Genomic DNA, 26715 nt, shown 5'->3' with positions numbered 1-26715 from the left:
ATACGCAATAATCAAGGAGCATCAAAATGAGCAGACCTGTAACACTCTTTACCGGACAGTGGGCGGACATTCCGCTCGCGGAGCTGGCCCCGCTGGCCAAGGATATGGGCTTCGACGGCCTCGAACTCGCCTGCTGGGGCGACCATATGGATGTCGACAAAGCCGCCAAATCCAAAAAATACTGCACCGAGAAAAAAGAACTGCTGGCCGACCACGGCCTCCAGTGCCATGCCATCAGCCACCATCTGGCCGGCCAGCTGGTGTGCGACCTCAACAACGACGGCCGTTCCGACATGTTCGCCCCGGCGGAACTCGCGGGCGACCCCGAAGGGCAGCGCAAGTGGGCCGTGAAAACCATGAAAAACACCGCGAAGGCGGCGGCCAACATGGGCGTGAAGGTCGTCAACGGCTTCACCGGTTCCTCCATCTGGCACATGCTCTACTCCTTCCCGCCGGCATCCGATAAAATGCTCGACGACGGCTTTGCGTTTTTCGCCAAGATGTGGAACCCGATCCTCGACGTGTTCGACAAGGTGGGTGTCCGGTTCGCCCTCGAAGTCCACCCGACCGAAATCGCGTTCGACATCGTTACCGCGCGCCGCGCGCTGGCCGCCGTCAACAACCGCAAGGCATTCGGCTTCAACTTCGATCCTTCGCACCTGGAATGGCAGGGCGTTGATCCCGTGAAGTTCCTCAAGGCGTTCCCCGACCGCATCTACCACGTCCACATGAAGGATTGCTCCGTTACGCTCGATGGCGAAAGCGGCATTCTGGGTTCGCACCTGAACTTCGGCACCCCGGGCCGCGGATGGGATTTCCGCAGCGTGGGCCGGGGCGATGTCAACTTCGAAGACATCATCCGTACGCTCAATGCACAGAACTACGACGGCCCGCTTTCCGTTGAGTGGGAAGATGCCATGATGGATCGCGTCCACGGCGCAACCGAATCGTGCGCGTTCACCAAGCAGGTCGATTTCCCGAAATCGGACCGCGTCTTCGACGAAGCCTTCGATAGTTAATCCTCCTCAAGACCGGACGGATCCGACCGATCCGTCCGTTTTTTTCCACCCCAATGAGAACGTTATGAAAAACCGTTTATCCAGACGCAACCTGCTGAAATCCTCGGCCGTGCTCGGTGCGGCGGCGGGCTTTCCGTCGATCGTACCCTCCACGGTGCTGGGCGCATCGGCGCCAAGCAACACGATCACCATCGGCGGCATCGGCACCGGCTCGATGGGCATGGGCAACCTCAAAGGCTTCCTGAACGCCAACGGCACCCGCCTGCTTGCCGTGTGCGATGTCGACAAAAAGCACCGCGCCACCGCCAAACGGGTCATCGATGGCAAATACGGCAACACCGATTGCGCGGAATACAACGACTACCGCGCGTTGCTCGCCCGCGACGACATCGATGCCATCTTCCACGCCCTGCCCGACCATTGGCACGGCATCATCTGCGTGGCCGCCGCCAATGCCGGCAAGGATATCTATGGCCAGAAGCCCCTCGCCCGCACCATCACCGAAGGCCGCGCCATCGTCGATGCCGTCGAACGCAACGGCGTGATCTGGCAGACCGGTAGCCAGCAGCGCTCCGACGGCCGCTTCCGTCTGGCCTGCGAGCTCGTGCGCAACGGCCGCCTTGGAAAAATGAAATTCGCCGAAGCCCGCCTGCCGGGGGGCTATGGGGGCTCCAACCCGAAACCGGTGCCGGTTCCGGAAGGGTTCGACTACGACATGTGGCTCGGCCCGGCGCCCTCCCAGCCGCACCGCGACCTCGGCCGCGGCGGCAGCATGCACTGGAACTGGCGCTGGATGCGCGACTTCTCCGGCGGCCAGATCACCGACTGGGCGGGACACAACATCGACATTTCCCACTGGGCGCTCGGCCTCGACCGCACCGGCCCCGTCGAGGTGTCCGGCACCGGAACCTTTGCCGACAAGGATTTGTTCAACGTGATCACCTCCTACGACTTCGACCTCAACTATGCCGATGGCTCGCTGATCAAGGTGACCAGCAAACATAGCCCCGGCGTCCGCTTTGTTGGCGAAGAGGGCGAAATCCTGGTTACGCGCACCAAGATCGAGGCCAGCGACCCGAGCATCCTCAAGGATCCGATTCCCTCCAACGGAATCCATCTCTACGAGAGCCGCGACCACCACCATAACTTCCTCGACTGCATCCGCAGCCGCAAGGAGTGCATCTGCCCGGCGGAAGTCGGCCACCGCTCGATCAGCGCCGGCCTGCTTGGCGAAATGGCAATTTACACGGGTCGCACCCTAAAGTGGGATCCGGAAAAAGAACACGTGATCGGCGATTCGGCGGCCAACGGCCTGCTGACCCGTGCATATCGCGAACCCTGGGTGCTATAACTCACATAAGGACGATTCAAATGAAAAAAATGTTCACAACCCTATCCATTATCGCCATCGCCGCCGGCGTCACTGCGGCCCCGAACAAAAACAACCTAGGCCCTGCCAAAGAGGAAAACATCGGGAAGGTCAAGGCCGCCCTGCCCGCCAAGGCCCCGGCGAAGCCAAAGAAGGCGCGCAAGATCCTGATCGTCTCGCGCTGCGAAGGCTTTGTGCATAAGAACATTCCGCTGGGAGTCGAAGCCTTGAAGCTGCTGGGCGAAAAGACCGGTGCCTACACCGCCGTCGAAACCCAGGAGCTCGACGTGTTCAACGACAAGGATCTGGCGGAATACGATGCCGTCCTTTTCATGAGCACCACCCGGCTCGACCCGACACCGGAACAGCGCGCCGCGCTGCTGAAGTTCATCCGCGGCGGCAAGGGCATCATCGGCATCCACGCCGCCACCGACAACTTCTACAAGTGGGAAGAGGGCGCCAAGATCATGGGCGGCCTGTTCTGCGGCCACCCCTGGACGGCCGGGTGCACCGTGCAGGTCAAGCTCGACGAACCCGACCACCCCATCAACGAATGCTTCCACGGCGAATCGTTCAAGGTGAAGGACGAGATCTACCAGTTCAAGGATCCCTACTCCCGCGAAAACCAGCGCATCATTACCAGCCTCGACATGGACGACCCGGACACCAAGGCCGTCAAGGGTGGCAAGGCCGATAAGATCGAGCGCACCGATGGCGACTTCGGCATCACGTGGGTTCGCCCGGAAGGCAAGGGCCGGGTCTTCTACTGCTCGATGGGCCACAACCACCACATCTTCTGGGATGCGCGCATTCTGCAGCACTATCTCGCCGGCATCCAGTATGCCCTTGGCGACTACGATGTGCCCGACGAAATCAAATAGGAACCCCTCGAATGAAACGCATACTCACACTCAGCCTGTTGCTGGCAGCCACCGCCGCCCATGCACAGTTCGATGCCCTGCGCACGCTCACCCCCGAACAGGGCCAGGAGGTGCGCCGCCCCATCGAAGCGAAACTCTTCGGCGCGACCCTAAATGAGCTCCCAGCGCTCGAAAAGGAACTGCTCGAAATCTTCCAGGCGGATGGCACCACGCTCGAAGGGAAGCAATACACCTGCCGGATGCTGCGGCATTGCGCGTCGGAGGCCTGCGTTCCGGTGCTTGCGCCGGAGCTGCTCAACCCCGAACTCTCGGAGTTTGTCCGCCGTGTATTCCAAAGCCTGCAAGCCCCCGCTGCCGATGCGGCACTCGTTGCCGCGCTGGCGAACGCCTCCGATGCCCTGAAGCCGGGAATCATCGGAACGCTCGGCCAGCGCAGGTCGTCAACGTCCGTCAAGCCCATTGCCCCCTACCTGAAGGATGCCAATGCGGAGCTTCAACGCGCCGCCATCGCCGCCTTGGGGAACATCGGCGGCAAGGATGCGCTCAAGGCCCTTTCCAAAGCGAAAAAGGTGTCGCCGGAGCTTGTGGTTGAACTCAAGCAGGCCCAGCTGCAGGCCGGGCAAAGCATGGACTCCAAACTGGCCCGAAAAATCCATGGGGAGTTGTTGAAAGACAACAACGAAACGATCCGCTGCGCCGCACTGGTCGGCCTTGCAAGGGCCAACCCCGAAGCCACGGCATCGACCGTGCTGGCTTCGCTGGATTCGGACAGCGCCCGGCTGGCCAAGACCGCAACCGGTTTGCTGGCAACACTGCCGACCGCCATGTTGATCGAAGGCATCGATGGCCTTGAACCCGGGCAGCAAGTCCGGGTCATCGGCATACTCGCCGACCGCCAGGCGAAGGAGTCCGAGATAAAAATGCTCCAGCTCACCGCCAGCCAAAACGCCACGATCAAGCATGCCGCTTTCCAGGCGCTGGCGCAGGTCGGGGGAGCCGGCTCCATCGAGACCCTGCTGGCGGCCTGCCTCACTTCCCCGGCGGCTTCCGATGCCCTATGCGGCCTGCAAGCCAACGGGGTGGATGCACAACTCTGCCAGGTTCTCGAAACCAGCACCGATGAAAAACTGAAGATCAAAATGATCGAATGCCTTTCGGCGCGCCAGGCCAACGCAAGCCTGCCCGCCATCGCCAACCTGGCCAAAGGCGACTGGAGCCGGATCACGGCCGCCGCCATCAACGCCCTGCCGAACCTTGTCGGGGAAAAAGACTTCAGCCTGTTCGCCGACCTGCTGCTCACCTCCGGCAACACGAAGACCATACAGGCCGTGGAAAAGGCGATTGTGCTGGCGGCCCAACGCTTGCCCGATGCCAACGCCTGCGCCCAGCCCCTGATCGATGCATACCCCAACGCCGAGGGGGAAGCCAACTATGCCATCATCCGCACGCTCGGGGGAATCGGTGGCGAGGCCGCCAAGGCCATGCTGACCCAAGCCCTCGGAAGCCCGGTTCCCGAAATCAAGGATGCCGCCATCCGCGGCCTGGCCAACTGGCCGAGCCTCGACGCGGCAGGCCAGCTGCTTGAATTGGCCACCACCACCGACAGCGAAAAACACCAGGTGATTGCCCTGCGCGGCTATATCCGGCTTGCGAACACGGAGACCGATCCAAACAAAAACTTCGAAATGTGCATGAAGGCCGCCGCCGCGACCGACCGCGCCCCGGAACTGAAAAGCATCATTGGTTGCGTGAAGAAAAACAAAACCCCGGAGGTGCTCGGCTTCCTGGCCGCGCAGCTCGATAACCCGGAGGTCTTCACCGAAGCCGCCTGGGCCATCTGCGAGGTTTCCAACCATTGGAACCTCAAGGAAGCATCCATCCCGATCCTCCGGCGCATCGCCGAAACCAAGGACGAAAAGCTGGCCAACGAAGCTAACAGCAGGATCAAGGACTACCAAAACTAGCCCTCCCCGTTCAGCGGATTGGTGAAACCAAAGTGGCGATCGTCACTTTGGTTTTTTTATCCCCAAAAACAGCTCTCAGAAGAATTGCCGATTATTCCGACGGGACGTGCGCCACGGAAATGTATTCCTTCATCGTCTTGGTGAACGCGCCCTTGAATTCATCGGCCGTCATGGTTTTGTCGTGAAGGGCCTCCTTCACCTTTTCGGGCGAAGGACTCCCGATTCGCCCAAGCAACGGCGCCAGCTCGCTTCCAAGGTTTGGAAGCTCCGCTTTCAACTTCCGCAAGTCCGGTTCGAGGATCGATTCATAGCGGGCGCCAAGACGGGACCGAAGCACCTCTTCGTCATACTCCACCTGGGGGACGCTGCGGTAGCTAATCTTCAGGCGCTCGCCCCCCACCTCCGGGAACCACACCCGCTTCGCTTCGCCGCGCAGATGCGCCTTCAGCTTTTCCTGCAGCGCATGCTTTCGCTCCCGTAGCACCCGCTCCTCCTGCTGGAGCGTCGAATATGCCACCAGCACCGCCTCGATCTCACTCGTCAGCTCAACCTTTTCCATCGCCATCTCTCCCTTCACCCATTAAATCTAGATTGACGATCGTCAATCCGGATTTAATTTCGGGTCGGTTTTCTGGGGGTTCATCCCTGGCAACCCCCGTCCCCCGCCTTATCCCGTCTTGTCCATTCCATACAGGTCCTGGCGTTTATTCTACAAGACTATGGCTGTGAACGAGTATATCTTACACGGCATAAATACAAGAAATATGCAGCATCCGCCAGGCGGAAAGGCTGGTTGTTTTTTGTTGAAGAGGGCTTAGAATCGCAGTAGAAAAGCGGTTTGTTAATTAATTTCACAAATTGTCCAGGGGAAAGATGATGAATAGAAACGAGTTCATGCAAACGGCGGCCGTTGCAGGCGCCACGTTGGCGACGCTGAAGGCGCGCGCCATCGAGAATGCCGAATTGTCGGCGAAGAAGAATCCCGACCAACTGAATATTGCGCTGATCGGCGCCGGAGCCCAGGGCCGAATTCTAACCGAATCCTGTCTTCGTATCCCCGGCATCCGTTTCGTGGCATTGTGCGATATCTGGGAATACTCCCAGACCTACACCGGCAACGTGATCAAGAAATATGGCCACGACATCAACATCTACGAGGACTACAAGGAACTGATCGCCAACGAGAAGGATAGGCTCGATGCGGTTGTGGTGGCCTCCCCCGACTGGATGCATGCCGAACATGCCAACGCCTGCATGGAAGCGGGGTTGCATGTCTATTCCGAAAAGGAAATGTCCAACTCGCTTGAAAAAGCCGCCACCATGGTCCAGACGGCCAAGGCCACCGGCCAGCTGCTGCAGATCGGCCATCAGCGCCGCTCGAACCCGCGCTACATTCACGCGATTGAAACCCTGATCCATCAGGAAAAACTGCTGGGAACCGTCACCACAGCCGTCGCACAGTGGAACCGGGCGAAAGCCGACGACATCGGCTTCCCTAAAAAATTCGAAATGTCCGCCGAACAGCTCGACAAGTATGGCTACAACTCCATGATGGAGTTCAGAAACTGGCGCTGGTACAAGAAATATGGCGGCGGCCCGATCGTCGACCTCGGCTCCCACCAGATCGATCTTTTCGAGTGGATCTGGGAAACCAACCCGAAATCCGTTATCGCTTCCGGAGGCACCGACTTCTACAAGCACCGCGAGTGGTACGACAACGTGATGTGCATCTTCGAATACGACACACCGGACGGCACAGCCCGTGCATTCTATGAAACGCAGACCACCACCGGTCATCGCGGTTTCTCCGAAGCCTTCCGCGGCACCGAAGGCACCATCGAAATTGCCGAGGTTCCGGCTCGCGGCAACTCCGCGCTTCGCGAAGCCCACGCCCCGGAATGGGATGCGCTGGCGCAGAAAGGGCTGATTAAGCAGATGGCCGCACCGATCAAGAAAGCCTCAACCAAGAACGTTGCGGTCGACGTCCGCGTTACCGCCGCCGCTGCGGCCTGGCCCCTGCCGGTCGACCTGACCAAGCCGGCCCATCAGCCGCATCTCGAAAACTTCTTCAATGCCATCCGCTACGGCACAGAGCTCAACTGCCCGGGCGAAAAAGGCTTCGAAACCGCTGTGGCCGTATTGGCCGTTAACCGCGCCGTTGCATCCGGCCAGAAAATCAACTTCAACAAATCGGACTTCCACGTGTGAAAACGAAAAACCTGATACTTCCAATCCTAGGAACGGTGGTATCTGTTTTCGCGAGTCACTTCGATGGAAGCAGAACCACGCCCGTTCACCGCATTCCGCTGACGGCTGAAGATGGTCAGAAGATTGTCTCCTCCGTTCCGCACACCATGCCGTTCTCGGCCAGAATGACCTGCGGCGCCTGCCACGACTATGAAGAAATCCATGGCGGCACCCACTTCAAGGGCGCCGGCCAAGGCCGCGCAACCGAACCGTGGATCGCCGTTGACGAAACGACCGGAACGCAGATTCCGGCCGATCGCATGGGGCTTTCCGCTTGGGAGTTCACCAAGCGTTTCGGCACGCACCTGCCCGGCGGGGCGATCAGCGATCCCGAGGACAAGCTGGCCGATCCCGATGCGCGGTGGGAGATTTCCGGTGGACTCGAAATGAACTGCCTGGCCTGCCATAACCAGTCGCACCGCCAAGACATGACGGAGTGGGCGAAGCAGATCGCTCGCGAAAACTTCCGTTGGGCGGCCACTGCGGCGGCCGGCATCGGCGAAGTGGACGGCATGGCCTCGCGCATGCCCGAATGGTGGGACATGTATATGGGCGGCAGCCCGGACGATCACACCTACCGGGTTCCCCCGTCCGTGAACTACGACAGCGGCATGTTCGACTCCAAGCACCGGATCTGGTTCGACATCGGCAAGCCGATGGACAAGAACTGCCTGCAGTGCCACTCCACCCACCCGGTAACGGCGCAGCGCATGGATGTGCCCGGCGACGTGCACGCGGCGGCCGGCCTTTCCTGCGTGGATTGCCACCGCAACGGCGACGACCACCAGATCCTGCGCGGCACCACCGAAACGATGAGCTGCGCGGCGTGCCATGCCGAGGACGGCATGATCGCCGGCCAGGCCGGCGCGCCGGTTGCCCACCACAAGGGACTGCCCCCCGTTCACTTTGAAGAGCTGACCTGCACGGCCTGCCACTCCGGTTCCGTTCCGGGCGAAGAGCCGCAACTGGTCCGGACTTCCCGTGCAAACAAACTCGGCATCTACGGCCGGGCGCAGTGGTACACCGAATCACCCTTCATTGTTGAGCCCGTCTACGTCCGCAACGACGACGGAAAAATTGAGCCGCGCCGCATGATGTGGCCGGCCTTCTGGTCGGATGCCGAAGGCCATCCCCTGCCGGAAGAAACCGTGGCCGAAGCGGCCATCGGAATTCTCGACGTGCAGAACCAGATCGGCGCCGTGCTCTCCAAGTTTGCCATTGTGGAAACCGCGCTGGGCGAACCGCTGTTTGTTTCCAACGGCAAGGCCTACGGACTCAACATGGACGGCGGCCTCGACCTCATCGGCGAAACCGACCTCGACGTGGCTTTTGTCTGGCAGACCGATTCCAACCTGGTTTCCACCATTCCGGACTTCGATGTGAACGCCGAGGAAATCGACTATGACACCGAGGGGGCGCTCATTGGTGTGATGGATGCATTCAAACCGCTCGAAATGATGGTTGTTTCCAAGGGCAAACAGTTTGCAGTCGATGCCGACGGCTACCTGGTTGGAACCAACAGCGCCCTGGCGACCGGTTGGTATACCAAGGATGGCAACGGCCTCGTATCCGAGTTCGCGGAACGTGCCGTGGTCGATACGGTCGGCAGCACCAAGTCGTTCAACGAAGAGCAGGTTGCGCTCATGCTGAAGAAGCTTGGCAAGGGGGCGTCCTATATCTCCAACGGCCGCAAGTTCGATCTTTCCGGCGATGCGTTGGTTGATTCCGACCACGAAGCTGCGGAACCGGTCTCCTGGCCGCTGGGCCACGACGTACGCGGCACCGCCCAATCGCTCGGCGCCAAGAGCTGCAAGGAATGCCACGCGTCCGATTCCGCCTTCCTGTTCGGCAACGTCACCGCCACCGGCCCGCTGCTTACCGACAATGCCAAGGTGGTTCCAATGCACGCGTTCCAGGATGTGGACAGCAACTTCAACAAGCTGTTCGGCACCACCTTCAAGGTCCGCAAATATTTCAAGTGCATGATGGGCAACATTGCCCTGCTGCTGACCCTGATCGCACTGGCGGTCGGACTTCCAGTGATCTATAAGCTCATCGCCGGTCTCGAGGAAAAAGAGATTAATGCCAAGCTCATCAAGATGGGCCTGATGGGTGCGATGCTGGTGCTGATCATTACCGGATTCCTGTTCGGCTGGCCGTTGAGCTATCCGCTAGGCGGCTTCCCCTTGCTGTCGCATGTGGGCTTCGGCGCGCTCTATGCGATTCTCCTGCTGGTCTGGGCCGCACTGCGTGCCAAGTCGGGCGGGTTGTGGGGCTGGGTGCTGATCGTGAGCGGCATCGTGCTGATTCTCAGCGTTCTGATTGCGATGTTCCCGATCCTCGGGACACACGGGCAGCATGTGGCGATCGTCATTCACCGCATTGCCGCCATCGTCAGCGTGGTTGCAGCCCTGCTGGCCTGCAAAGTGGCGAAGAAGCATAACGATTAAGAGCATAAGTTGCCGGTGCCCGACGGGCACCGGCAACATTACAGACGCTAACTGAAGCAAAATCATTTAATGCAAAATGAGGGTCTGGGCTTTGCCAATCGAACTTCCAATATGTGTTTCGCGGATTTCGCAGGAAAACTTTCATGCAGTGGATAAGCTGGTCACAGGCATGGCCTTCGACATCCACAATGAGTTTGGCCGGTTTTGCGATGAAAACATCTATCAAGCCGAATTGATGGAGCGCTGCATTTCAGCGGGAATTGAAGGACATTCAGAAGTTGAAATCAGGGTTTCCTACGATACGTTCCACAAAAGCTACTTCATCGACCTTTTATTGAGCAATAGCATCGTATACGAGCTAAAGACCGCAAAAACACTAAACGGGGAACACCGGAAGCAAATACTGAACTATTTACTACTGGCCAATCTTGCCCATGGGGCCTTGATCAATTTCCGCCCAGCTTCGGTTGCTCATGAATTCGCCTCCACCCGACTTACCATGGAACAGCGCTTGGATTATACCCTTGTTGATGATGGGTGGAAGAAACTGGATGGCGATTCGGAAAAGCTCAGAACCATCATGAGCAACCTACTTCAAGACTGGGGAGCCTTTTTGGATAGCAATCTATACACGGAGGCAATCACCCATTTCCTGGGAGGAGAAGAACAAGTTGTTCAGGCCATTCCAGTATCCAAGGGAAACCGAGTCTTGGGTAAGCAGAACGTCCACCTTCTGAATCCAGCAACGGCCTTCATTGTTTCGGCCACAACGAAGAACCCAGGATACTACCAAAACCATATTCAGCGCTTCCTAGACCACACCGACATTAAAGCCATTCAATGGATCAATCTCAACCATGCCAAAATCGAGTTCAGGACGTTGACCTGATCAACATTTTGCATTAAATGATTTTGCTTAACCCATGAAGACCCAGACGTACAGCTATGAGCACGAGGCCATGACCACCGCATTCGAGGTGATCGTTGCCGGGCAGGAACGCGAATACGCCCGGCAGGCTGCGGGGGCCGCGTTCCGCGAGCTCGACCGCCTTGAAAAAGTGCTCAGCAAATATGACGAGGGAAGCGACGTCGGCCAGATCAACCTGCTTGCCCCGGGCGGTTCGGTTCGCGTTGGGCTTGAAACCCTGGAGTGCCTTGAGATTGCAACCTGGGCCCATCACGTTTCCGGTGGCCTGTTCGATCCAACCCTGGGCACCGGGTTCCAATGGCTGGAGATTGATCGCGCCGGGTTTTCCGTTGGTTGGAAAAAGGACGGTAAAGGCGAGTTGGATCTCGGCGGCATCGGCAAAGGCTATGCCATCGACAAGGCTGCGGAAATCCTGGCCGACTGGGATGTCGAGGAAGTCATCATTAACGGCGGAACCAGCACCGTGCTCGCTTTGGGCCGCGAATGGAACCTGGGTGTTGGCGGGCCGTGGGGCGAAAAGGCCGGATTTTCCGAGATTAAGCTCAAAGACCAGGCGCTCAGCGGTTCGGGCACGGAGATCAAGGGCTCCCATATCATCAACCCGAAGACCGGCAAACCGGCGAAACGTCATCTGGCGGCGTGGGCGGTTCATCCATCGGCAGCCCATTCCGATGCCCTTTCCACCGCGTTCATGATGATGGAACAGGATTTGATTGTGCAGCTTTGCCGGGAAAATCCGGGCGTTGTTGCATTTGTGGTTAAACAGGACGAATCGTTAATAAAAATCGGTGTCTGAAATGTACAACGCACAGCGTTTTATATACAAGACACCAAACCAATGGCGGTATTAGGTTATCCGCCTTTTAATGGAGGCATAATAATATGAAACATCAATTGAAAATTGTAACCGTGGCCGCTGTTGCGGCAGTCATCGCAGGCTCCGCCGTTGCGCAGGAAATGGAAAAGCTCGAACTTGAACTTCCGAAGCCCTTGTTCGCCGGAACCCCGAAAGCCATCAAAACCCCGAACCTCGAACGCAAGGCCGTTGTTCCGGAAATCATGGTCCCGAAGGGCACCGAAAACATCGCATCAGGAAAGGCCGTAACCAGCTCGGACGACTTCCCGGTGATCGGTGAACTCGAATACGTGACCGATGGCGACAAGGACGGCGCCGATGGTTCCTACGTTGAACTCGGACCGGGCGTACAGTGGGTACAGATCGACCTCGGCGCAAAGAAGACCATCTTTGCCGTTGCCCTATGGCATTACCACGCACAGGCCCGTGCCTACCGCGACGTGATCATCCAGGTGGCCGACGATGCGGACTTCATCGAAAACGTACAGACTGTTTTCAACAACGACCACGACAACTCCGCCGGACTCGGCGTGGGCAAGGATCGTGAATATATTGAAACCAACCTAGGCAAGCTGGTTGATGCCAAGGGCATCAAAGGCCAGTTCCTCCGCCTGTACTCCAACGGCTCGACCGGTTCCGACATGAACCACTACATCGAAGTCGAAGTTTTCGGCCAATAGCCCATCAGAGGATTGGAATTTCTAAATTCCCAATCCCAAATTTCTAAACGAAACCCCAACTGCCCTATTGGCACTTGGGGTTTTGTTTTTAGAATTTGTTTGGGATTTGGAATTTAGAGCTTAGGATTCGCGGTTTATGAAATGGATGCCCATTGCCTTCTTGCTGATCCTCGTTGCGGGTTTTAGCCTCCGTGCGCCAAGGCTTGCGGAGCGGCCGCTGCATCACGACGAGGCCAACCAGGCCTATCGGTTCGGCATGCTGCTTGAGGATGGAACCTACGAATACGATTCGAACGACCACCACGGCCCGACCCTCTACTACCTCACCCTCCCCATTGCCTGGCTGACCGGCGTGGAATCCTTTCTTGATAGCAACGAAACCACCTACCGCTATCTGCCGGTGGTCTTCGGCATGCTATTGATCCTCGCCATCCCCCTGCTCAGGAGCGGGATCGGTTGCATTGCGGTACTGGCAACGGCCTTGTTCACCGCCATCTCACCGGGGCTGGCCTATTACAGCCGCTTCTACATCCAGGAAATATTGCTCGTCTTTTTCACCCTGCTAACCGTGGCGGCCGGGTGGCTCTCGGTCAAGAGCGGATCGCGGACATGGGCCATGGTCTGCGGACTTGCCGCCGGCCTGATGTTCGCCACCAAGGAGACCGCGATCATTGCCTACGCCGCAATGCTTGGCGCCGGTTTGCTGTGCGCGCTGGTTGCCCGCAGGGTACACCTTCCGATCAAGAACATGATTCTTGCCGCCCTTTGCGCCTTCTTCATTTCGACCGTTCTGTTTTCCTCGTTCCTCACCAACCTGGACGGCCCCCTGCAATCCATTCTCGCCTACAAGGGCTACTTTGCGCGGGGTACGGGCGTTGAAACCGAGCACATCCACGCCTGGGACTTCTATTTGAAAATGCTGGTCCGCTACCATTTCGATGGCGGCCCGGCCTGGAGCGAAGGACTGGCCTTGGGGCTTGGCCTGGTCGGCTGCGGCTTCATTGTCCGCAACAAACTTCCCGCAAACTGCGATCCAGGCCTGGCGCGCTTCCTGATGTTCTACACCCTGCTGCTCACGGCGGCCTACTCGGTTATCTCCTACAAGACCCCCTGGTGCATTCTTTCGTTCCTGCATGGATGGATCATTCTCGCCGGCATTGGCGTGGCCTCGGTCCTTGAATGGTGCAAGCGAACGGTGACCCTGCGCCGCGCATCCATCGCTTGCCAATTGACCGTTCTTGGCCTGCTGGCCTATCCGACCTACGCCACCTACCAGCTGGCCCACCGCACCGTCTACCGCTTCGCCGCCGACTACCGAAACCCCTATGTCTACGCCCATACGGCACCCGACTTCAAAAACCTCGTCAAACGGGTCGGGGAAATCGCAGCGGTCAGCCCCAAGGGCAAGAACATCTATATCCAGGTGATCGCCGAACCGGAAACCACCTGGCCATTGCCGTTCTATCTACGGGAATATCCGAACATCGGCTACTGGGTTGATGCGGCCTCCGTCCCCCGCGCCCCCAAGCCCGACCTCATCATTTCGGGAACCGGGTTCGAACCCGACCCGGGCGAATTCCTGTCCGAATACTATGGCCTGCGCGCCGACTCCCTGCTCGCCATCCACATCAATTCCAAGCTTTGGAACGCCTTCCTCGAAACGAGGAAATAGCCACTGCCCGCAGACGGAGCAGAATGCTCCGTCTACGAAAAACGGGGCAAGCCGATGGCTTGCCCCGCATCTCAAACATTTCTTGAAATGCCGATTAGATGTACTGGTTGATCAGGGCTTCGTAGAGCTCCTGCTTGCCGCTGATCGGGGCAACCTCGCCACCGGCCGCGCCAATGCCCGCGAGTTCTTCGAGGGTCATCTTGCCGGCGGCAAACTCCGCGCCCTTGCCTTCGCCGAAGGTGGCGTAGCGATCGGCACGCATCTTCTTGTACGGCGAGTTGGCGAGGATGTTGTCCGCAATCACGAGCGCACGGGCAAAGGTATCCATACCGCTTATGTGGGCAATGAAGATATCTTCGAGGTCGGTCGAGTTGCGGCGGATCTTCGCATCGAAGTTGGTTCCGCCGCCCTGCAGGCCGCCGGCTTCGAGGATGACGAGCATGGCTTCGACGGTTTCGCGGATGGAAACCGGGAACTCGTCGGTGTCCCAGCCGTTCTGGTAGTCGCCGCGGTTGGCGTCGATGCTGCCGAGCATGTTGTTGTCGGCCGCCACCTGAAGGTCGTGCTGGAAGGTGTGCTGCGCGAGCGTGGCGTGGTTGACTTCGATGTTGAGCTTGAAGTCGTCCTGCAGGCCGTGGGCATTCAGGAAGCCGACGACGGTTGCGGCGTCGAAGTCGTACTGGTGCTTGCTCGGCTCCATCGGCTTGGGCTCGATGAGGAAGTTTCCGGTGAATCCGTTTGCACGGGCATAGTCGCGCGCCATGCGCAGGAAGTTGCCGAAGTTATCGAGTTCCTGCTTCATGTTGGTGTTGAGCAGGCTCATATAACCTTCGCGGCCGCCCCAGAACACATAGTTTTCGCCGCCGAGGGCGATGGTGGCATCGATGGCGTTCTTCAGCTGCGCACCGGCATAGGCGACGGTGTTGAAGTCCGGGTTGGTTCCGGCACCGTTCATGTAGCGCGGGTTGGAGAAGAGGTTCGCCGTTCCCCAGAGCAGCTTGACGCCGGAGGCGGCCTGCTTTTCCTTGGCATAGTCAACGATCGTCTGGAGACGCTGGGAGGTCTCGGCGAAGGTGGCGCCTTCTTCCATGATGTCCATATCGTGGAAGCAGTAGTAGGGCGCGCCGATCTTGGTGATGAATTCGAAGGCGGCGTCCATCTTGTTCTTCGCGCGGGCGTCGGCGTCTTCGCCGGCAAACCACGGGAAGGCGTGGGTTCCGCCGCCGAACGGGTCGCCGCCGGTTCCGCAGAACGTATGCCAGTAGGCGATCGCGAAGCGCAGGGTTTCCTTCATCGACTTGCCGCCAACCATGGCGTTTTCGTCGTACCATTTAAAAGCCAGCGGGTTGTCGCTGTCTTTGCCTTCGAATCCAATCTTCCCGATGCCGGGGAAATATTCGGTGTTGCCTGTTACAATACTCATTTTAGTACCTCCGTTAGTTTAATACATTTTCCAAATGTTGTTTCCAGGCGGCGTAGGCCGCCTTGTAGCCGCCCTCGCCGGGCACGATTTTCTTTTTCAGCTCCAGGTTGGAGAAGGCAACCTCCAGCGAACCGTAGATGCCCGCGCCATATCCCGCGCCGCGCGCCGCGCCCAGCGCGCCGTCGGTCTTGTAAAGTTCGATCGTTGCACCGCTGACTCCGGCCAGCGTCTGGCAGAAGACATCGCTCATGAACATGTTGGCGAAACCGGCGCGGATGGTCTTGAGTTCGATCCCGGCCTCCTCCATCACTTCCATGCCGTAGATGAACGAGAAAACAATGCCTTCCTGCAGGGCCCGGCAAATGTGCTCGCGGCCATGGCGGTTGAAATCGATCCCCACAAACTGCGAACCGACATTCCGGTTGCCCAGCACCCGTTCGGCGCCGTTGCCGAAAGGCAAGGCAACCAGGCCGTCGGAACCGATGCCGACGCTTTCCGCCAGCCGGTCCATGTCCTGGTAGGACAGATCGCCCAGTAGCCGCTTGAGCCACGCAATAAAAATCGAGGTGCCGTTGATGCAGAGCAGGACGCCTAGGCGCGGATCGGATGCTTCGTGGTTGACGTGCGCAAAGGTGTTGACGCGCGATTGCGGATCATACTTCTTCGCATCGGTCACGCCGTAGACCACGCCGGAGGTTCCGGCGGTGGCGGCAATCTCGCCGGGGTTGAGCACATTGAGCGAAAGCGCGTTGTTCGGCTGGTCGCCGCCGCGGTAGGAAACCGGCGTGCCTTCTTTCAGCCCGAATGCTTCGGCGGCTTCCTTCGAAACGCCGCCTTGCAGGCCGAAGGTCGGAACGATTTTCGCGAGCAGGGATTCATCGAAGCCCCAATGGTCCATCAGGAACTTGGCGGGCGCCTCGTCCTGGAAATCCCACAACATGCCTTCGGAAAGACCGGAGGCGGTGGTGCAGGCTTCGCCGGTCAGCTTCATGGCCAGCCAGTCGCCGGGCAGCATGATCTTGTCGATCTTCGCATAGAGTTCGGGTTCGTTTTCCTTCACCCAGGCGAGCTTTGCGGCGGTAAAGTTGCCGGGCGAATTCATCAGGTGCCCGAGGCACTGCCCGGCACCGAGGGCGTCGAAGGCGGCTTGGCCATACGGAACCGCGCGGGAATCGCACCAGATGATCGCCGGGCGCAGCACCTGTTGGTCCTTGTCGACACAGACGAGCCCGTGCATCTGGTAGGCGATGCCGATGGCCTTGACGTCCTCCGGCTTGGCTCCGGCCTCTTCCATGGCGTCGCGGACGGAGCTACGGGCGGTGTCGTACCAACACTGCGGGTCCTGCTCGGCGAAGCCTGGCTGCGGCGATTCGATCACCTGCTCGGTTTTCGGATAAAACGCGCTTCCGGCACAGGTGCCGGTGGCCACATCGAGCAACGACGCCTTCACCGACGAGCTGCCCACATCAATACCTAATAAATAGTTCATTCCATACTCCTCGCTAAAATTCGATGGTGCACTGTTTCAAATTACACCGACTACCGCCTTGAATATCTTCCCAAATACAAGCACTATAATCCCACGTTATGAAATCAACTATTGCAGATGGAATCCATTATTTCGGCCTTTCTGGCTTCCCTTTGGCTGTGCGGCGGGTGGAAACCGACTCGGCGCATACGCCATCGCACCCGCACGATCTAACCGAAATCGAGCATAGCCACGATTTTTGCGAACTCGTGATTGTTACGCGCGGCGGCGCCATGCACATGCTCGAAGGTTCGGTGTTTCCGGTAACGGCGGGCGATGTCTTTTTGCTGCAAGGGCGGCAGCGCCATTATTTCTATGAGCGCAAGGGGCTCGACCTGATCAATATCATGTATGATCCCGAAAAAATCGCACTGCCCGAGAACGAGCTGCGCCGCATGCCGGGCTATTGCGCCATGTTCATGCTCGAACCGACCTACCGCCGGCAGCACCGCTTTGCCAGCCGCCTGCATCTCAAGCGCGTGCCGCTCGCCCGGGTGGAACGTCTGGCCGAGGAGATGGAGCAGGAGTGCGAAGAGGACGCGCCAGGCAAGGAAGTGGCCTTGCGCGCCAAATTACTCGAACTCATGGTTTACCTTTCCCGCGCCTACACGAGCTCCGACACCACCGAGGCCCACGCCCTGCTCCGCGTCGGCAATGTGATCGGCGCGCTGGAAAACGACTTTTCCAAGGATTGGAAGCTCGAAGACCTGCTGAAGATCGCCCATATGTCGCGCAGCAACCTGATGCGCGTTTTCCGGAAGGCAACCGGGCAAACCCCGATCGAATACCTGGTGCGCCTGCGCATCCAGCGCGCCATGGAAATGTTGCGCAACTCCGACCTCTCCGTCACCGAGATCGCACTGGAGGTCGGCTTCAACGACAGCAACTATTTCACGCGCCAGTTCAGGCGCATCCTCGGCGAATCGCCGCGTAGCTTCCGGCAGGGGAAAGAATAGCCGGTTTCCCAGAGCTTTCAAAACCGCCGCCGGAAAAACACACCAACTAAGGTTCTAAAAGTTTTTGACCTCGATCTTGTGGGTACGATACAAAATGGGATTCACGAGGAAATTTCCACTATGAAGAAGAACTATTCGTTCCAAGACGCCAAAGCGATCATTCTAACCCTGTGCGATGCCGCGAAGGCCGGGCAATACGATTCACGGGAATCCTTTATGGCCATGGTTCAGAAGAATCCGTTCATTGCCGTCCAGGGCTATAATGCCTATGGCAAGGTTTTCTTTTGGAACCAAGCCTCGGTCGAGCTGTATGGCTATCGGGAAGACGAAGCCGTCAACAAGGATCTCTTCGACCTGGTGATTCCCGAGGAAATGCGGAAGTTTGCCCGCGATGCCACCCTGATGGCTCGAAAAACCTTGAAAATGCCCGAACCGAGCCCGTGCGACCTGACCCACCATGAAGGTCATTTCATCACCGTGTTCACGGGGCATTTGGTTTTTAAATGGGATGATTCAAGCGTTCCTGAATTCTATTGCCTGGACTTGCCGCTCATCACCGAACAGGACGAGCTTGAAAAAGCTACAAGCCTTTAACGACGTAGACCCAGACCGGAATCGTGAAGACGCTGAGCGCCGTGCTCAGCACCAGCATCGACGAAACAAAGCCGCGCTCGACGCCCATCTGGCAGCTGATCACATACATGGCCACCGCACTGGGCGTGCCAGCCAGGATCACCGTCACCCCCATGGCCACGGGACTGGTATCCGGGCAGAGGAACCGGATCAGCAGCAGCGTCACGAGCGGCAGCACAACCAGCTTGCACCCCACCGTCCAGGCCAACGCCCCAAGGTGCGTCCGCGTCTGCTCCCACCGCAACGAAGCCCCGATGGAAAGCAGCGCCAGCGGCAGGCCCATGGCGCCGATCATTTTCAGGAACGATCCAAACAGCGTGGCCGATGCAACCACCGGCAACGGCAGGTTAAGCGAGCCGTCCGTATTGCGGAACTGTTCCGCAACCAACGCCACGGCAATGCCGGCCACCGCCGATAGCAGGATGGGGTTGAGGAACGCCTTCTTGAGACGGGCCCCGATTTTCTGATCGCCGGTTCCCGCGCCATAGAAACCAATCAGCAGGTAGCCGGTCAGAATGAAGAACGGAAGGACAAAGCCGTTATAGATCGCGGCCTTGGCCAGGCCGGAGGAACCGAACGCATTCTGGCAGAGCGGAAGGCCGATGTAGGTGGCGTTCGCCCAGAACGTGCCGAACACGAAGGCGGCGGCAAAACCGCCCTTGTAGCCACTCACCTTGGCAACGGCCATGGTCAGCATGGCAACCAGGGCAAGCCCGATCAGCGGCATCAGCACCACGGCGGGATCGAGAAAGGAATCGAACCGTTGCCTTGCCACTTCGTTGAAGATCAACGACGGAAGGGAAAACGTGTAGACCAGCCAGTTGATGAACTGACAATGGTCTTCCTTAATGCGGCCCTTGATCCCAAGCAGCTTCCCGAGGCCCAGCACGGCAAAAACCGGGACACAGATCACCAAAACATCCATTACCCTCGAAAAATCCATCCGCGCCTTATGGCCCCTCGATGCAGTAGAGGTGCGTCTTGGTTCGCAGGATCAGCGAGTTGCCCAGAACGGCGGGCGAAGCCATGAAGCCGGCATCCAATTCGTTTTCGGCCAGCAGTTCGAAGGTTCGGCCCGTTCGGATGACGGTGGTTTTCCCGGTATTTCCGAAGAAATAGATGCGGTCGCCGCAAAGGATCGGGGAGGCAATATAGTTGCCGCCAGCCCGTTCGCGCCACACGGTTTCCCCCGTTCCGGTTTCGAGGCACGTCATGGTTCCGCGGTTGCTGACCATGTAGAGAAGCCCCTCGGCCGCAATCGGCGATGGGGTGGTGGGAACATCCTTGCCGCCGAAGCGCCAGGCAACATCGCCGGTGGGGCGGATGCCGAGGATTTCGGATGTGCGCGCGCCCGTTGCCGCGAGCACCATCCCATCGGCGAAGATGGGGCTGACCTGGGCGGTGTGCCCCTCGTGGGCAACCTTCCAGATTTCCTTCCCGGTGCTCGGGTCGTAGGCATAGACCACCGACGACGCCGGGGAAACGAGCAGCTCCCTGCCGTCGGCATTCACGACGATCGGCGTGGTGAAGGACTTGCGGAAATCGCCTTCCCGCTTGGGTTGTCCATTTTCATCCAGATCGTTCCACTTGGTCGTACGGTCGGTTCTCCAGACGGTTTTGCCGGTATGCTTTTCGAGCGCGGTCACATATTGCCGGTCCACGCCATCGAACGTCAGGATGAGCAGGTCTTTGTAGAGGATCGCGGAGGAGCCGGGGCCGCGGTAGTGCCGGCAGGGGAGATCGTCGCGTTTCCAGAGCACCTTGGCCGAAGCCGTATCCAGGCAGGCCGTTCCATAGCTGCCGAAATGCATATAGACCCGGCCCGGTTCAAGCGCCGCCGAAGGCGCGGCATAGCAGTTCACGCTGTTGCCGAGCGGCTCTGGCTCGTCGCAATGGAACAGTTTCTTTTCAAAAAGGATTTCCCCCGTTGCGGCATCCACGCAGAAAGCAAAAAAATCGCGCCCCTCCTCCGTTGCGCTGCTCAGCCAGATCCGGCCCTCCATGGCCACCGGCGTCGACCAGCCGACCTGGGGAATCGCGGTTTTCCATTTCACATGGGACGTCTCGTTCCATTGCAACGGAAGCCGCGCGCCCGGTTCGACCTGGCCGCTTCCCCCTGGCCCGCGGAACTCCGGCCAGCCCTGCGCCCCCGCGTTCAACGAGCAAAACACCAGCCCGGCCAGTGCCAGAACACCCCGGGATAAAGATGGATGGTTGTATATTTTCATGGAGCCACTCTGCCGGATCCTCCAGCGTTCGGAAAGACCGAAACACGCATGATCTACCCGCCCGAAGGCCATTCGAATATTCGAGCCAAGCCGCTTGAATCATGCATGCCCTCCCTGTAGTATATGCGCAAATTAGCGTTCTCCGTCCAAACATCGCAGATGGGTACGTTAACTGACCGAAGGGGAAACCATATCATGAAAAGAAGACCGCTTATACTGTTCAGCTTGCTTGCACTCGTTTTCACGCTGGGCCTCGTTGGCTGCAGCCGCACCATCGACGACGTCGCAAAATGGAAGGCCAAGGGCAATATCGAAAAACTGATCAAGGCCCTGGCCGATCCCAAGACCGAAGTGCGCCAGTCCGCCGCCGAGGCCCTCGGCGAGCTGAAGGCCGAACCTGCCATCGATGCGCTCGCCGCCCTGTTCAACGATCCCGAGGAAGGGGTTGTGCTCGCCGCAGTCGATGCGCTCGCCGCCATCGGCACGGAGGCCACCACCTCCCCCATGATCGCCGCCCTTAAACTCGACCAGACGCAGGCCCGCAACACCGCCGCCGTCACCCTCGGAAAACTGAAGGCCACCGGCGCGGTGGAGCCCCTCTGCGAGGCCCTCGACGATTCCGAGGAGTCGGTCCGCAACGCCGCCGCCGTTTCGCTGGGCCAGATCGGGGACGAGGCCGCCAGCAAGGCGCTCGTGAAAAAACTCTCTTCCGGCTCCGACGAGCTACGCCTCAACTGCGCGCAATCGCTCGCCAGCACCGGGGGCGAAGTGGCCGCCGATGGACTGGTCGGTGCCTTGGCCGACTCCAGCGGGGCCGTCCGCAAGGCCGCCGTCAAATCCCTCGTGGAGATCGGAACCATTTCCACCCCCTATGCATTGGAAGGGCTTAAGAACGATCAAGAGCAAGTCCGCAGCGGCTCCATTGCCGTCATCAAGGGTCTCAAGGCCATCCCGCTCACCGGGGCCCATGCCATCTGGTATTCACTCGCCAAGATTTCGGTCGACAACACGGATACCATCGACCCGGCCACCGTCGAGAAGCTCATCAAAATGACGGGCGAAACCGACACCATGCTCGAAGCCTGCGCCCATAGCGTCGCCGACTTCCGCGAACATGCCTCCCGGGCGCTGGAAGCCATCGGCGAATCCTGCACGGCCGATGCCGTCAAGGCGGCGGAAGCGACCGCCGGTGCCGACGGGGAAGCCTGGTTCAAGAACCGTTCCGCCTGGAAAGGGGCCCCCTCCTGGCGCCTGGATCTTTGGGGGGCGCTCACCGCCATGAATCCCGACTTCGATCTCGATGGCGCCAAGGTGGCCCATATGCAAGCGCAGGGCCGTCCGGCCTTCACCGTGATTGTTGCACCGGAATTCAAACCGACCCGCGAATATATCCCGTTGCTCATCTCCCTCCTCGGCGATACCACCAAGCCGCCGCCGGAGCAGCCCGATTACGATGCCGACGGCGTTCCGGTCGTCAAGAAGGCGATCGATCGCTTCCGCGGAGAAGCCAACCAGCAAATGGCGATGAACAAACTCAACGCCGCCGGCGACACCGCCATCTACCCCCTGCTCGCCGCCATCGAGGATGAAGACGAGTTGATCGCCGGCCATGCCGCCGAGATCCTCGGCGAGCTGGGCGAAAAGCGGGCGCTCGGGCCGGTCATCCGCGTTGTCACCCAAAAGCTGGCGGCCGGCGAACAGCTGACCACCTCGCCCTTCTACAACGCGCTGCAAAAACTCGACGATCCGTCCGGCGAGCCGCTCCTGCTGAAGATCCGCCCGAATCCCGACCGCGCCATGCACGTCTTCGAGCGACTCAATCCAGGAACACGCGCCATGAGCGCAGATACCAAGGATGACACCGGCCACTACTCCCAGCCCATTGCCTTCGACATTGGCTACATCGTAGATGGCCGGGTCGACCGAGAGGAAATCAAATTCATGAAAGACGGCTCCGGCGACTGGAAACCGATCCCGAAGGATAGGTAGTTTTTTTAACCCGGACCGTTTCAGGCAGGCCTCAGCGCCTGCCTTTTTTTGTGCCTAATCCCCGGGAATCCGGCCGAATCCTGTTCAAGGGCTAATGCGGCACTAACAATTACAGCATGACAAGCATGGCTGGAATATGATTAATTCCCAAATAGCTAGCCATGTTTGTTCATTAACCACGAAACACAGAGGGGTCTGTCATGAAGGAAAGAATTGTCCAAGCCGGGATTGCCATTGCACTGCTACTGGGTGTTGCCGGCTGCGGGGAAACCACCGTGGAAACCATCGCCAAATGGAAAACCGAGGGGAATACCGAAAAATTGATCACCGCCTTCGGCAACCCCCAGCAGGATATCCGCATTGCATCCATCGAGGCCGTGGCCGACCTCAAGGCCAAGGACGCCATTGGGCCACTGGCCGGCCTGCTCAACGACCCCGACCTGGTGATTGTCCACGAAGCCATCGAAGCCATCGCGGCCATCGGCGGGGACGCCGCAATACCGCACATGGTGAAGCTGCTCAACTACGAAACCGCCCGCGCGCGCCTCACCGCCGCCAAGGCCCTGGGCGAGTGGAAGGTCTCCGGGGCGGTCGATGCGCTGATCGGCCTGCTGGACGACGAACACCTCACGGTGGGTTGCGCCGCCGCCCAATCGCTGGGGCAGATCGGCAGCCCCAAGGCCATCGACCCGCTGGCCGCACAGCTCAAGAAACGCTCGTTCGATATCCGGTTTGCCAGCGTTGCCGCCATTGGCCAAATCGGTGGCGACGAAGCCGCCGCCGCACTCGCCCCCGCCATCGGCGACTTTAGCGAAAAAATCCGGATTGCGGTCATCGAAACCATGGTGGGCATCGGCGAACCCTCCGTACCCTTCGCCCTCAAGGCACTACGTAGCAAGGGCGAATTCACCCGCCCGGCCGCCGCCGCCATCCTCAAGGGAACCGGCAAGGAACCCACCACCGGGAACGATCTGGTCTGGTACACGCTCGCCAAGATCCCCCAGGATCCCAAGGCCGAAGTAGACCCCGCACTCGTGGCGGAGCTCGTGGCGCTCGACAACAACATCGACGGCCTGCTCGAAGCCGCCGTGCACCCGACTCCCGCCGAATACGAATATGCCGTCCAGGCCCTCGAAACCATCGGCGAGCCCGCCGCCGCCCCCGCAACGGCTGCCGTTGGCAAACTTTCGGACAATGCGCCGAAGAGCTGGTTCGCCGGACGTTCCAACTGGAGCGGCGCACCATCCTGGCGGCTCGACCTTTGGGGTGCAATCACGGCACTGAACCCAAGGTTCAGCCTCAATCCACTGCAGGCCCAAACCCTGGCCACGTTCGAGGCCGACGCGCGCTCATTGATGAACTCCTCCAAGTTCAAGCCATCCCCGGAATACATCCCGCTGCTCATCGCCCAAACCAAGACCCCGCCCGAATTTTCGAATCGCGAAAAAAGCAAGAACGCCAAGCAAAACATACCGTTGGCAGAAAAGAACCTGATCCTCATCGGGGATAAAGCCTTCAACCCACTCGTGGCCGGACTCGACGCCGAAGACATTTCCATTGCCTCGAGCTGCGCGAAGGTGCTCTTGCAGATCAACCGCGAACAGGCCAAAGAGCACCTCCTTGCCGCCTTCACCGCCAAGGCGGAGGCCGGTGCCGAAATCACCGGAAGCGAGTTTCTTGATCTTGTCATCGCACTGGACGATCCGTCCGTTGCGCCGTTGCTGGCCAAGGTTCGCCCCAGCGATGCACGCGCCATCCAGGTATTCAATGAAAAATTTCCGGAGGTCCAAGTTTCGGTTATTCCGATGCCCCCGGCCGACCCGCACCCGACCGCGGAGCCGTTCAAACTCAAATATGTCAAGAGTGGCCACACCAAGGAACTGCGTGTGATCTTCCGCAAGGGCGAGACTGGCGAATGGGCGCCGGAACCGCCGTTGCCCGACAGCCTGCCCTAGCGGGCAAACCAACCCCCGATTCAAAAGGCAGGCCCAACGGCCTGCCTTTTTGTTTGGTTCCGGGCTTCCAGGCAATGGAGGGCGCCTGACCCTCTTTCGCAAACGCAGAATCGGCCCGAAGGCGTCCACCCCCCGAAAGTATATCATCCAGCACCCACGATCGTGGGTGCTGGATGATATACCATGTGGGCTTTGGCGCATCGGCGGCTTGCAGAGCGGCGGCAGGATGGGTAAAACCCAATGCCGATTTACAAGGAGATTTCTAATGGCCGGAGAATATGTCTATACCCTCGAAAACCTGACGAAGCAGCATGGGGCAAAAACCATTCTGGAAGACGTCAATTTGTCGTTTTTTTTCGGTGCGCGCATCGGCGTGATCGGCGGCAATGGGTCGGGCAAGTCGAGCCTGCTGAAAATCATGGCCGGGCTCGACGAGGAGTTCATGGGGCAGTGCATCATTGCGAAGCGGGCCAACATTGGCTACCTGGAGCAGGAACCGGAACTGACGGCGGGCAAGACCGTCCAGGAATGCGTGATGGAGGGGGTGGCCGAACAACAGGCCAAGCTCGACCGCTACGACGAAATCTGGGAATTGCTCGGTGGTGACGTCTCCGAAGAGGAGTCGGACAAGCTCAACGACGAAGTCGCGAAGCTGCAGGACGAGATCGACGCGAACAACCTGTGGGAGCTCGACCGGCATGTCGAGATGGCGATGGATGCGCTGCGCCTTCCTGAAGGCGATCAGCCGGTCGATATCCTGTCGGGTGGCGAGAAACGCCGGGTGGCCATGTGCCGCCTGCTTTTGCAAAACCCCAACGTGCTGTTGCTCGACGAGCCGACCAACCACCTCGATGCGGAATCGGTCGGCTGGCTGGAGGAGCATCTCAAGCGCTACACCGGAACATTGATCGTGGTGACGCACGACCGCTACTTCCTCTCCAACGTGACCGAATGGATTCTTGAACTCGATGCCGGCCGCACCTTCCCCTACAAGGGCAACTATGAAGCCTGGCTCGAACAAAAGCAGTTGATTGCCGAACAGACCCAGAAACTCAATGCCTCGCGCCGGAAAATGCTGAAGCAGGAACTCGAATGGGTGCGCATGAATGCATCGAGCCGACTCACCAAAAACAAGGCCCGTCTCAAGCGCTACGACGAGCTGGCGGCGCAGGAATTCGACACCGCCGAGGAAAACCTGGCCATCCAGATTCCGGTCGGCAGGCACCTCGGCCAAAAAGTTGTTCAGGCGCGCGATGTCTCCAAGGCATTTGGCGACCGGCTCCTGTTCGACGGCGTCAACTTTGATCTGCCGCCCGGCGGCATCGTCGGCATCATCGGCGGAAACGGTGCCGGCAAAACCACGCTTTTTAAAATGATCCTCGGCATGGAACCACTGACCTCCGGCTCGCTGGAGCTGGGCGAAAGCGTGGACATTTCCTATGTCGACCAGTCGCGCGACGATCTCGATGCCGATAAAACCATCTGGGAAGAGATTTCGGGAGGCGAGGAAACGATCGAGGTCGGAGGGCGGGATATGAACAGCCGCGCCTACTGCGCGCGCTTCAACTTCAAGGGGGCGGAACAGCAGAAAAAAGTCGGCGTGCTTTCCGGCGGCGAACGCAACCGCGTCCATCTGGCCAAGCTGTTGCGCGGCGGCGGCAACCTGCTGATGCTCGACGAACCGACCAACGACCTCGATGTGGCCACCCTCCGCTCGCTGGAGGAAGGCCTGATGAACTTTGGCGGTTGCGCCGTGGTGATCAGCCACGACCGCTGGTTCCTCGACCGCGTCGCCACGCACATCCTCGCCTTCGAAGGAGAGGACGTCCTCTGGCACGAAGGCAACTATGAATCCTTCAAGGAGTTCATGTGCAAACAAAAGGGCGACAATTGGACTCCCCACCGCGTCCGCTACCGCCCGATCAAGAGCTAATCGT

At 59.3% G+C, this 26715-nt stretch carries 20 protein-coding genes; 15 read left to right on the top strand and 5 right to left on the bottom strand.

The window, feature by feature from the left end:
* Positions 1-26 precede the first annotated feature (26 nt).
* The 4 genes from E9954_RS31950 (at position 27) to E9954_RS31935 (ending at position 5233) form a co-directional block, all read left to right on the top strand.
* Positions 27-1019: a sugar phosphate isomerase/epimerase family protein gene (locus tag E9954_RS31950; protein WP_136083362.1), complete on the top strand. Its 993-nt coding sequence runs from the start codon at positions 27-29 to the stop codon at positions 1017-1019.
* Between the two features lie 64 nt (positions 1020-1083).
* Positions 1084-2370: a Gfo/Idh/MocA family oxidoreductase gene (locus tag E9954_RS31945; protein ID WP_136083361.1), complete on the top strand. Its 1287-nt coding sequence runs from the start codon at positions 1084-1086 to the stop codon at positions 2368-2370.
* 20 nt (positions 2371-2390) lie between these two features.
* Positions 2391-3269 carry a ThuA domain-containing protein gene (locus E9954_RS31940; protein ID WP_136083360.1) on the top strand — a complete coding sequence of 293 codons (879 nt, stop codon included), beginning with the start codon at positions 2391-2393 and terminating at the stop codon, positions 3267-3269.
* A gap of 11 nt (positions 3270-3280) precedes the next feature.
* Positions 3281-5233: a HEAT repeat domain-containing protein gene (locus E9954_RS31935; protein ID WP_136083359.1), complete on the top strand. Its 1953-nt coding sequence runs from the start codon at positions 3281-3283 to the stop codon at positions 5231-5233.
* Between the two features lie 91 nt (positions 5234-5324).
* Here the strand turns inward: E9954_RS31935 and E9954_RS31930 are convergent, their stop codons facing one another.
* Complete coding sequence (locus tag E9954_RS31930) at positions 5325-5792, bottom strand: hypothetical protein (protein WP_136083358.1); 468 nt, start codon at positions 5790-5792, stop codon at positions 5325-5327.
* A 314-nt stretch (positions 5793-6106) separates the two neighbouring features.
* Here E9954_RS31930 and E9954_RS31925 point away from each other — a divergent pair, with 314 nt between their 5' ends.
* The 6 genes from E9954_RS31925 to E9954_RS31900 all read left to right on the top strand — a co-directional run bounded on the left by E9954_RS31925 (position 6107) and on the right by E9954_RS31900 (position 14066).
* Entirely contained in the window at positions 6107-7441 is a 1335-nt protein-coding gene (locus tag E9954_RS31925) for a Gfo/Idh/MocA family oxidoreductase (protein ID WP_136083357.1), read from the top strand.
* Complete coding sequence (locus tag E9954_RS31920; RefSeq protein ID WP_136083356.1) at positions 7438-9930, top strand: cytochrome c3 family protein; 2493 nt, start codon at positions 7438-7440, stop codon at positions 9928-9930. The genes E9954_RS31925 and E9954_RS31920 overlap by 4 nt, the downstream gene beginning before the upstream one ends.
* A 148-nt stretch (positions 9931-10078) precedes the next feature.
* Positions 10079-10819: a GxxExxY protein gene (locus E9954_RS31915; protein ID WP_168442747.1), complete on the top strand. Its 741-nt coding sequence runs from the start codon at positions 10079-10081 to the stop codon at positions 10817-10819.
* Between the two features lie 34 nt (positions 10820-10853).
* On the top strand, positions 10854-11654 hold the full coding sequence (locus E9954_RS31910; protein ID WP_136083354.1) for an FAD:protein FMN transferase: 801 nt from the start codon (positions 10854-10856) through the stop codon (positions 11652-11654).
* Positions 11655-11740: 86 nt separating this feature from the next.
* The gene (locus E9954_RS31905) at positions 11741-12394 is read left to right on the top strand and encodes a discoidin domain-containing protein (RefSeq protein WP_222847394.1); all 654 of its coding nucleotides are present in this window, start codon (positions 11741-11743) and stop codon (positions 12392-12394) included.
* A 136-nt stretch (positions 12395-12530) separates the two neighbouring features.
* Positions 12531-14066: a flippase activity-associated protein Agl23 gene (locus E9954_RS31900; protein ID WP_136083353.1), complete on the top strand. Its 1536-nt coding sequence runs from the start codon at positions 12531-12533 to the stop codon at positions 14064-14066.
* Between the two features lie 94 nt (positions 14067-14160).
* On the opposite strand, the gene xylA is transcribed toward E9954_RS31900, so the two are convergent.
* Together xylA and E9954_RS31890 are read right to left on the bottom strand one after the other, a co-directional pair.
* The gene (gene xylA / locus E9954_RS31895; protein ID WP_136083352.1) at positions 14161-15489 is read right to left on the bottom strand and encodes a xylose isomerase; all 1329 of its coding nucleotides are present in this window, start codon (positions 15487-15489) and stop codon (positions 14161-14163) included.
* 13 nt (positions 15490-15502) lie between these two features.
* On the bottom strand, positions 15503-16978 hold the full coding sequence (locus E9954_RS31890) for a xylulokinase (RefSeq protein WP_136083351.1): 1476 nt from the start codon (positions 16976-16978) through the stop codon (positions 15503-15505).
* A gap of 98 nt (positions 16979-17076) precedes the next feature.
* Between E9954_RS31890 and E9954_RS31885 the strand changes: the two genes are divergently transcribed.
* Both E9954_RS31885 and E9954_RS31880 read left to right on the top strand, forming a co-directional pair.
* Positions 17077-17973, top strand: a complete 897-nt coding sequence (locus E9954_RS31885; RefSeq protein ID WP_136083350.1) for a helix-turn-helix domain-containing protein — start codon at positions 17077-17079, stop codon at positions 17971-17973.
* A gap of 120 nt (positions 17974-18093) precedes the next feature.
* Entirely contained in the window at positions 18094-18567 is a 474-nt protein-coding gene (locus E9954_RS31880) for a PAS domain-containing protein (protein ID WP_136083349.1), read from the top strand.
* On the opposite strand, the gene E9954_RS31875 is transcribed toward E9954_RS31880, so the two are convergent.
* Positions 18554-19531 (bottom strand): AEC family transporter, encoded by a 978-nt coding sequence (locus E9954_RS31875; RefSeq protein ID WP_168442746.1) that lies wholly within the window; start codon positions 19529-19531, stop codon positions 18554-18556. The two genes, E9954_RS31880 and E9954_RS31875, sit on opposite strands and share 14 nt — an antisense overlap.
* A 25-nt stretch (positions 19532-19556) precedes the next feature.
* Positions 19557-20834, bottom strand: coding sequence for an outer membrane protein assembly factor BamB family protein (locus tag E9954_RS31870; RefSeq protein WP_168442745.1), 1278 nt, complete (start codon positions 20832-20834; stop codon positions 19557-19559).
* A gap of 195 nt (positions 20835-21029) precedes the next feature.
* Between E9954_RS31870 and E9954_RS31865 the strand changes: the two genes are divergently transcribed.
* The 3 genes from E9954_RS31865 (at position 21030) to ettA (ending at position 26711) form a co-directional block, all read left to right on the top strand.
* Complete coding sequence (locus E9954_RS31865) at positions 21030-22823, top strand: HEAT repeat domain-containing protein (protein ID WP_168442744.1); 1794 nt, start codon at positions 21030-21032, stop codon at positions 22821-22823.
* Between the two features lie 200 nt (positions 22824-23023).
* The gene (locus tag E9954_RS31860; RefSeq protein WP_136083345.1) at positions 23024-24778 is read left to right on the top strand and encodes a HEAT repeat domain-containing protein; all 1755 of its coding nucleotides are present in this window, start codon (positions 23024-23026) and stop codon (positions 24776-24778) included.
* 265 nt (positions 24779-25043) lie between these two features.
* Positions 25044-26711 carry an energy-dependent translational throttle protein EttA gene (ettA, locus tag E9954_RS31855; protein WP_136083344.1) on the top strand — a complete coding sequence of 556 codons (1668 nt, stop codon included), beginning with the start codon at positions 25044-25046 and terminating at the stop codon, positions 26709-26711.
* Positions 26712-26715 lie beyond the last annotated feature (4 nt).

Origin of the sequence: Pontiella desulfatans (assembly GCF_900890425.1) — a bacterium.
GTDB lineage: Bacteria > Verrucomicrobiota > Kiritimatiellia > Kiritimatiellales > Pontiellaceae > Pontiella > Pontiella desulfatans.
Note: the sequence above shows the minus strand (reverse complement) of the source record. Positions and strands in the feature narration are given on the sequence as shown.

Excerpts from the sequence above, each read along its gene's own strand:
- E9954_RS31950 (WP_136083362.1), top strand. The coding sequence starts at position 27 with ATGAGCAGACCTGTAACACTCTTTACCGGACAGTGGGCGGACATTCCG.
- E9954_RS31945 (WP_136083361.1), top strand. The coding sequence starts at position 1,084 with ATGAAAAACCGTTTATCCAGACGCAACCTGCTGAAATCCTCGGCCGTG.
- E9954_RS31940 (WP_136083360.1), top strand. The coding sequence starts at position 2,391 with ATGAAAAAAATGTTCACAACCCTATCCATTATCGCCATCGCCGCCGGC.
- E9954_RS31935 (WP_136083359.1), top strand. The coding sequence starts at position 3,281 with ATGAAACGCATACTCACACTCAGCCTGTTGCTGGCAGCCACCGCCGCC.
- E9954_RS31930 (WP_136083358.1), bottom strand. The coding sequence starts at position 5,792 with ATGGAAAAGGTTGAGCTGACGAGTGAGATCGAGGCGGTGCTGGTGGCA.
- E9954_RS31925 (WP_136083357.1), top strand. The coding sequence starts at position 6,107 with ATGATGAATAGAAACGAGTTCATGCAAACGGCGGCCGTTGCAGGCGCC.
- E9954_RS31910 (WP_136083354.1), top strand. The coding sequence starts at position 10,854 with ATGAAGACCCAGACGTACAGCTATGAGCACGAGGCCATGACCACCGCA.
- E9954_RS31905 (WP_222847394.1), top strand. The coding sequence starts at position 11,741 with ATGAAACATCAATTGAAAATTGTAACCGTGGCCGCTGTTGCGGCAGTC.
- E9954_RS31900 (WP_136083353.1), top strand. The coding sequence starts at position 12,531 with ATGAAATGGATGCCCATTGCCTTCTTGCTGATCCTCGTTGCGGGTTTT.
- xylA (WP_136083352.1), bottom strand. The coding sequence starts at position 15,489 with ATGAGTATTGTAACAGGCAACACCGAATATTTCCCCGGCATCGGGAAG.
- E9954_RS31890 (WP_136083351.1), bottom strand. The coding sequence starts at position 16,978 with ATGAACTATTTATTAGGTATTGATGTGGGCAGCTCGTCGGTGAAGGCG.
- E9954_RS31885 (WP_136083350.1), top strand. The coding sequence starts at position 17,077 with ATGAAATCAACTATTGCAGATGGAATCCATTATTTCGGCCTTTCTGGC.
- E9954_RS31880 (WP_136083349.1), top strand. The coding sequence starts at position 18,094 with ATGAAGAAGAACTATTCGTTCCAAGACGCCAAAGCGATCATTCTAACC.
- E9954_RS31875 (WP_168442746.1), bottom strand. The coding sequence starts at position 19,531 with ATGGATGTTTTGGTGATCTGTGTCCCGGTTTTTGCCGTGCTGGGCCTC.
- E9954_RS31870 (WP_168442745.1), bottom strand. The coding sequence starts at position 20,834 with ATGAAAATATACAACCATCCATCTTTATCCCGGGGTGTTCTGGCACTG.
- E9954_RS31865 (WP_168442744.1), top strand. The coding sequence starts at position 21,030 with ATGAAAAGAAGACCGCTTATACTGTTCAGCTTGCTTGCACTCGTTTTC.
- E9954_RS31860 (WP_136083345.1), top strand. The coding sequence starts at position 23,024 with ATGAAGGAAAGAATTGTCCAAGCCGGGATTGCCATTGCACTGCTACTG.
- ettA (WP_136083344.1), top strand. The coding sequence starts at position 25,044 with ATGGCCGGAGAATATGTCTATACCCTCGAAAACCTGACGAAGCAGCAT.